The organism is Pseudoalteromonas sp., assembly GCF_041629635.1.
GTDB lineage: Bacteria > Pseudomonadota > Gammaproteobacteria > Enterobacterales > Alteromonadaceae > Pseudoalteromonas.
Genome location: NZ_JBFKMX010000186.1, coordinates 1 through 5443, shown reverse-complemented (window position 1 = coordinate 5443; position 5443 = coordinate 1). Strand labels below are relative to the sequence as shown.

Sequence of the window (5443 nt, the reverse complement as noted above, 5' to 3'; positions counted from 1 at the left end):
CTATCATCTCAATAAACATGCTTTCGCTCACATCTGGGCTATTTGCACATAACAACAACTGAGTATCGTTATGGCACAGATCCGGTAAGCGACGCAGTATTTTTTGATAATCTTTGGTCAGCACAAAACTGCCTTTTTGAAAGCTAGGCGGATCGACCACGATTAAATCAAATGGCGCAGCTTTTTTTAGTTTACCAAAGGACTTCAGTATATCGTGAGGTAAATAACTTATATTTTCAGCCACATTGTTTAAACGATGATTATCAGCACCGGTTCTTAACACAGACTTATTCATATCCATATTAATGACTTGATGCGCGCCCCCTAATTTAGCAATCACTGAAAATGCACAGGTATAGGAAAACAAGTTAAGTACTTTTGCATCTCTACTGTTATTTTTAACAAATGTACGTCCTTCACGCATATCCGGGAAAATCCCGGTATTTTGCGTTTTTGTCAGTTGCACCCAATAGCTCGCACCGAGCTCATTAACTTCAAACCGCTCGGGTACTTCACCAAATGGCACAGAGACCTGTGTATCGCGCCCTGCCCGATATTGAAATACTAGGCCACTTGCATTAAAGCCAGCTTGTTGCTGCGCTTGCCAAACGGCATTTGTTAACTCAGTTTGCGCATCATCTTCAATGGGATTGTAACAGGCTAAAAATAAATATGGCGGATACCAATCCAAGTTAATAAAGTTGGTATCGCCTTGGCTGTCGCCACGACCGTGGTAGACACGGCATACTTCATCACTAAAAGGCGCGCCCTGTGCAATGGCAGCCAGTAAATGGGTTAAATCAATCTTAGGCATTAATCAGTTCTTGATGTAATTGTTGGATTTCGTCACGTACTTTTGCTGCCTTTTCAAATTCAAGGTCGCGTGCAAACGCCAGCATGTCAGATTCCAGTTGTTTAATTTTCTTATTAATTTCATCCGCAGATAAAATTTCTTTGTGAGCCACCGTACGCGATTTGCGAGGCTTAGCGTCTTTGGCATCAACTTGCTCGCCCACATCCATAATGTCGGTGATTTTCTTATTCAGTGCTTGTGGCGTAATGCCATTATCAAGGTTGTACTGATGCTGAATGCTGCGGCGACGTTCTGTTTCATCAATCGCGCGTTTCATTGAATCGGTAATCCGATCAGCGTATAAAATAGCTCGGCCATTAATGTGGCGCGCAGCGCGACCTATGGTCTGGATAAGTGAACGCGTTGAACGTAAGAAACCTTCCTTGTCGGCATCTAAAATCGCCACCAAGGACACTTCAGGCATATCTAAACCCTCACGAAGAAGGTTAATACCAACCAAGACATCAAATACGCCAGCACGTAAATCTCGAATAATTTCAACACGTTCAACGGTATCAATGTCTGAGTGCAGATAACGTACTTTGACATCGTGATCGTTTAAGTAATCAGATAGGTCTTCAGCCATGCGTTTGGTTAAGGTGGTTACCAGCACACGCTCATTAAGTTCCACACGTTTGTATATCTCAGAGAGCAAATCATCAACTTGCGTGGCTACTGGGCGAATTTCAAGTTCAGGGTCAAGTAAGCCTGTTGGACGAATAACTTGCTCTGCCACCTCGTTATTAGAACGCTCTAATTCGTAATCGCCAGGGGTCGCTGATACATAAATGGTTTGCGGTGAAATCGCTTCAAATTCTTCAAACTTTAATGGACGGTTATCCAGGGCTGATGGCAAACGGAAACCATATTCAACCAAGTTTTCTTTTCGGCTACGGTCACCACGATACATCGCACCTACTTGCGAAACTGTAACGTGCGATTCATCAATGATCATTAAGGCTTCATCTGGCAAATAATCAAGTAACGTCGGCGGTGGCTCGCCGGGTGCTCTTCCTGATAAATAACGAGAGTAGTTTTCAATGCCAGAGCAATATCCCAGCTCACTCATCATTTCAATATCGTATTGGGTGCGCTGTGCAACTCTTTGCTCTTCAACTAAACGGTTATTATCGAGCAGCTGTTTACGGCGAATTTTCAACTCTTCTTTAATATTGTCAATTGCCGCTAAAATTTTCTCCCGTGGCGTTACATAGTGGGTTTTTGGGTAAATCGTGGCACGGATAATATGCCTCTCCACCGCACCTGTGAGCGGATCAAAAATACTGATACGATCCACTTCATCGTCAAACATTTCAACCCGAATTGCCATGGTTTCTGATTCAGCAGGGAAAATATCAATGACTTCACCACGTACTCGATACGTACCCCGTTGAAAATCAATATCGTTACGGGTGTATTGCAGTTCAGCGAGCCTACGGAGTAAGTCGCGCTGATCAACCGTGTCGCCCTGTTTAATCAGCAACATCATTTTTAAATAGGAGTCAGGGTCGCCTAAACCATAAATGGCAGAAACTGACGCAACGATAATAACGTCTTTGCGTTCTAATAAAGCCTTGGTGGCTGATAAACGCATTTGTTCTATGTGATCGTTAATTGAAGCGTCTTTTTCGATAAAGGTATCACTAGCAACAACATAGGCTTCAGGTTGGTAATAATCGTAGTAAGAAACAAAATACTCTACCGCATTGTCAGGAAAGAACTCTTTCATTTCACCATAAAGCTGAGCTGCAAGTGTTTTGTTATGCGCCATAATAATGGTTGGTCGGTTTAACTCAGCAATAACATTGGCCATGGTAAAGGTTTTACCTGTACCTGTAGCACCTAAAAGCGTTTGACGCGCAAGACCTGCTTCCAAACCTTCTACTAATTTAGCGATTGCAGTTGGTTGATCACCACTTGGTTTAAAAGGTGACACTAATTTAAAATCAGTTACTCCATCCTTACTCATATTCTCTCCTAAGCCGTTTGTGGTGAAATTTTATTTTGGCAGTGTGCAATTTGCTTTTTGAACCAGTTATACGAAACTATTGCGGTACAAAGATTACCAATCAATGCTCCGATAAAGAGCCCCTCTACATCAGCTATTAAACTGCCCACATAAGCAAAAGGTAAATAGAACACAAATAAGCGAACAATGCTTAATAACAATGCATGCATGGGCTTATGCAGTGCATTCAGAGATGAGTTGGTTAGAATGATTATGCCTTGTAAACCATAACCCAACGGTAAAATATAAATAAACAGCTTGATCACATCGATTACATTTTGCTCTTTAGCAAAAATATGACTAATTACACCACTCAGTGCTATCAGCACTAAATAAATAATAAACTGCCATACGAGCACAAATTTAAGACTGATTAGATAGGCCTGTTCTACGCGATCATAGCGATTTGCACCAAAATTCTGGCTAATAAAAGGTGGTAAAGTCATCGAAAGTGCTAGCACAACAATACTCGCGATAGATTCTATACGGCTACCTACCCCAAAAGCAGCTACTGCATGCGCACCATAGGTTGCAACAATCGCAGTCATAATAGCCATCGCAATGGGTGTAAGCATATTTGCACTGGCTGCTGGCACACCAATTTTAAGCATTTTAATAGTGGCAGTCATAAAACCCTGTTGGCATTTTTCCCAAGCAACCAATCTGCGTTTAATAATGAGTAAATAAAGAATAAACGTAACACCAAACGACCACGCAATCACACTGGCAATCGCTGCACCTTGAATGCCAAGTGCGGGGACTGGCCCAAAGCCTAAAATTAAAATTGGGTCGAGAATAGCATTTATTACACCGGCTCCGCCCATAATAATGCTCGGTGTTTTTGTATCACCGCTGGCACGCAATACCGCATTACCAATCATAGGGGTAATTAACAGTGCACTACCAACAAACCACACAGCCATATAATCATAGATATAAACTAACAGTTCAGGCGTTGCACCCAGCAAGGTAAAAATTGGATTAATTAAGAGATAACCAATAAAAGAAGTAATAACTACCAATAAAGCTGAAACAATTAACGCCACTGCGCCATCAAAGCGTGCCTCCGCTTTATTATTGGCGCCAAGTGCTTTAGCAATAATTGCTGATGTTGCAATGCTTAACCCTATCGCCAAACTTATTACAGTAAATGTCACAGGAAAGGTGAAACTAATCGCAGCGAGTTGGTCTGTGCCTAACATACTGACAAAAAAAGTATCGACGATATTAAATAGCATTAATGTAATCATACCGAAGATCATCGGAACGGTCATTTTCACAAGCGTTTTATCGATAGGCGCTTCAAGAAGCGATGCGGTACTGTTTTCTTTTTGCGATTTAGATTGTTGCATGAGAACCCTTATATAAGCACGGCAACATTCTAATGAAATGAACGCGTTGATACCATCTGAATTTATACTTTTGAAGATGCGTCAACATCATGTAAATACTAAGTTAATCAAAGCAAGTTATCCATTTACAAGTTTTAGACATAAACATCACGATATTGCAGTAGATAATGAGTTAGTAACAGCTAACAAGACAGGTTGAGACTAGTTTTTGCACAATCTTTTGCGCAATAAATATACCGACATCAGATTTCGAACACTTCTTAACCAAAAAGAACTAACCAAGTTAAGCAACTGATTATAAAGGACTTTGTTTTTTTACATAAAACTATTGCATTTCTCTTACAGCTGAGAAATAAAGGGCTTGAATATGTTCTCAAAGATTCATAAACAGACTTATCCACAGATTTAGTGGATAACTAAATCCAGCCCTTTATAAATAAGCCGTTGTAAAATGTAATAAGGTATAAACAGCTAATCAAAACAACATTTCATATACAACACCGGCTAAAATCAATACTTTTTTACTAGCATGGTGTTGTCTTAGCATTAACACCTTTAATTAGAGTTTACCCAATTTAAAATTGATAGTTGAAAGAAGCGCAAATCCGAAAACAATAAAAGTATAACTCTTCAAAACTCAACTATTTGCATTCCATTTCAGATAACTCCTCTAATGGCTTATATATTTGCACTTGTTAAATTACAACGTTTTGCTTTTAACTTATCACTATCTCTACATCTACACTATGGATTAATTCAGGTTTGACTCCTTTCTGAGCTTTGCTTCCATTTAAAAGCAATAAACTTGATCAAAGCCATTATTTCTTAATGTATTTTTGTATTAAAAATAACTTTCAACATCAACTAAGCTGATTACTCTGTGAAAATTGGCTAAATAACCTACACAAAAAGTTAAAAAACTAGCAAGTTGCACAACAAATACCCACTCAAACCATTTTTTTAACTTTCTTAAATAATAGTTGTTGACACTTCCCCATGGTGTCATTAATATTTCGCCCCGTTGAGAAGGCCACTCCCCCTTAGCTCAGTTGGTTAGAGCGACGGACTGTTAATCCGCAGGTCCCCCGTTCGAGTCGGGGAGGGGGAGCCAAATTCTTAACATTAAACGATTCCCCCTTAGCTCAGTTGGTTAGAGCGACGGACTGTTAATCCGCAGGTCCCCCGTTCGAGTCGGGGAGGGGGAGCCAATCGTTAATCTTCTTTATGTAT

The 5443-nt window shown here is 40.2% G+C and carries 3 protein-coding genes and 2 tRNA genes; 2 read left to right on the top strand and 3 right to left on the bottom strand.

Annotated features, from left to right (window positions below; genetic code table 11):
* The 3 genes from ABYD77_RS17425 to ABYD77_RS17415 form a co-directional block, all read right to left on the bottom strand.
* Nucleotides 1-814, bottom strand: an 814-nt coding sequence (locus ABYD77_RS17425; protein WP_372771365.1) for a class I SAM-dependent methyltransferase, incomplete at its 3' end; no start/stop codon positions are given.
* On the bottom strand, nucleotides 807-2822 hold the full coding sequence (gene uvrB / locus ABYD77_RS17420; RefSeq protein WP_372771364.1) for an excinuclease ABC subunit UvrB: 2016 nt from the start codon (nucleotides 2820-2822) through the stop codon (nucleotides 807-809). The genes uvrB and ABYD77_RS17425, both read right to left, overlap by 8 nt.
* Nucleotides 2823-2830: 8 nt before the next feature.
* Complete coding sequence (locus tag ABYD77_RS17415) at nucleotides 2831-4213, bottom strand: MATE family efflux transporter (protein WP_372771362.1); 1383 nt, start codon at nucleotides 4211-4213, stop codon at nucleotides 2831-2833.
* A gap of 1034 nt (nucleotides 4214-5247) precedes the next feature.
* Between ABYD77_RS17415 and ABYD77_RS17410 the strand changes: the two genes are divergently transcribed.
* Nucleotides 5248-5324: transfer RNA gene (locus ABYD77_RS17410), tRNA-Asn, on the top strand.
* 20 nt (nucleotides 5325-5344) lie between these two features.
* A tRNA-Asn gene (locus ABYD77_RS17405) sits at nucleotides 5345-5421 on the top strand.
* Nucleotides 5422-5443: the final 22 nt, after the last annotated feature.

Excerpts from the sequence above, each read along its gene's own strand:
- uvrB (WP_372771364.1), bottom strand. The coding sequence starts at position 2,822 with ATGAGTAAGGATGGAGTAACTGATTTTAAATTAGTGTCACCTTTTAAA.
- ABYD77_RS17415 (WP_372771362.1), bottom strand. The coding sequence starts at position 4,213 with ATGCAACAATCTAAATCGCAAAAAGAAAACAGTACCGCATCGCTTCTT.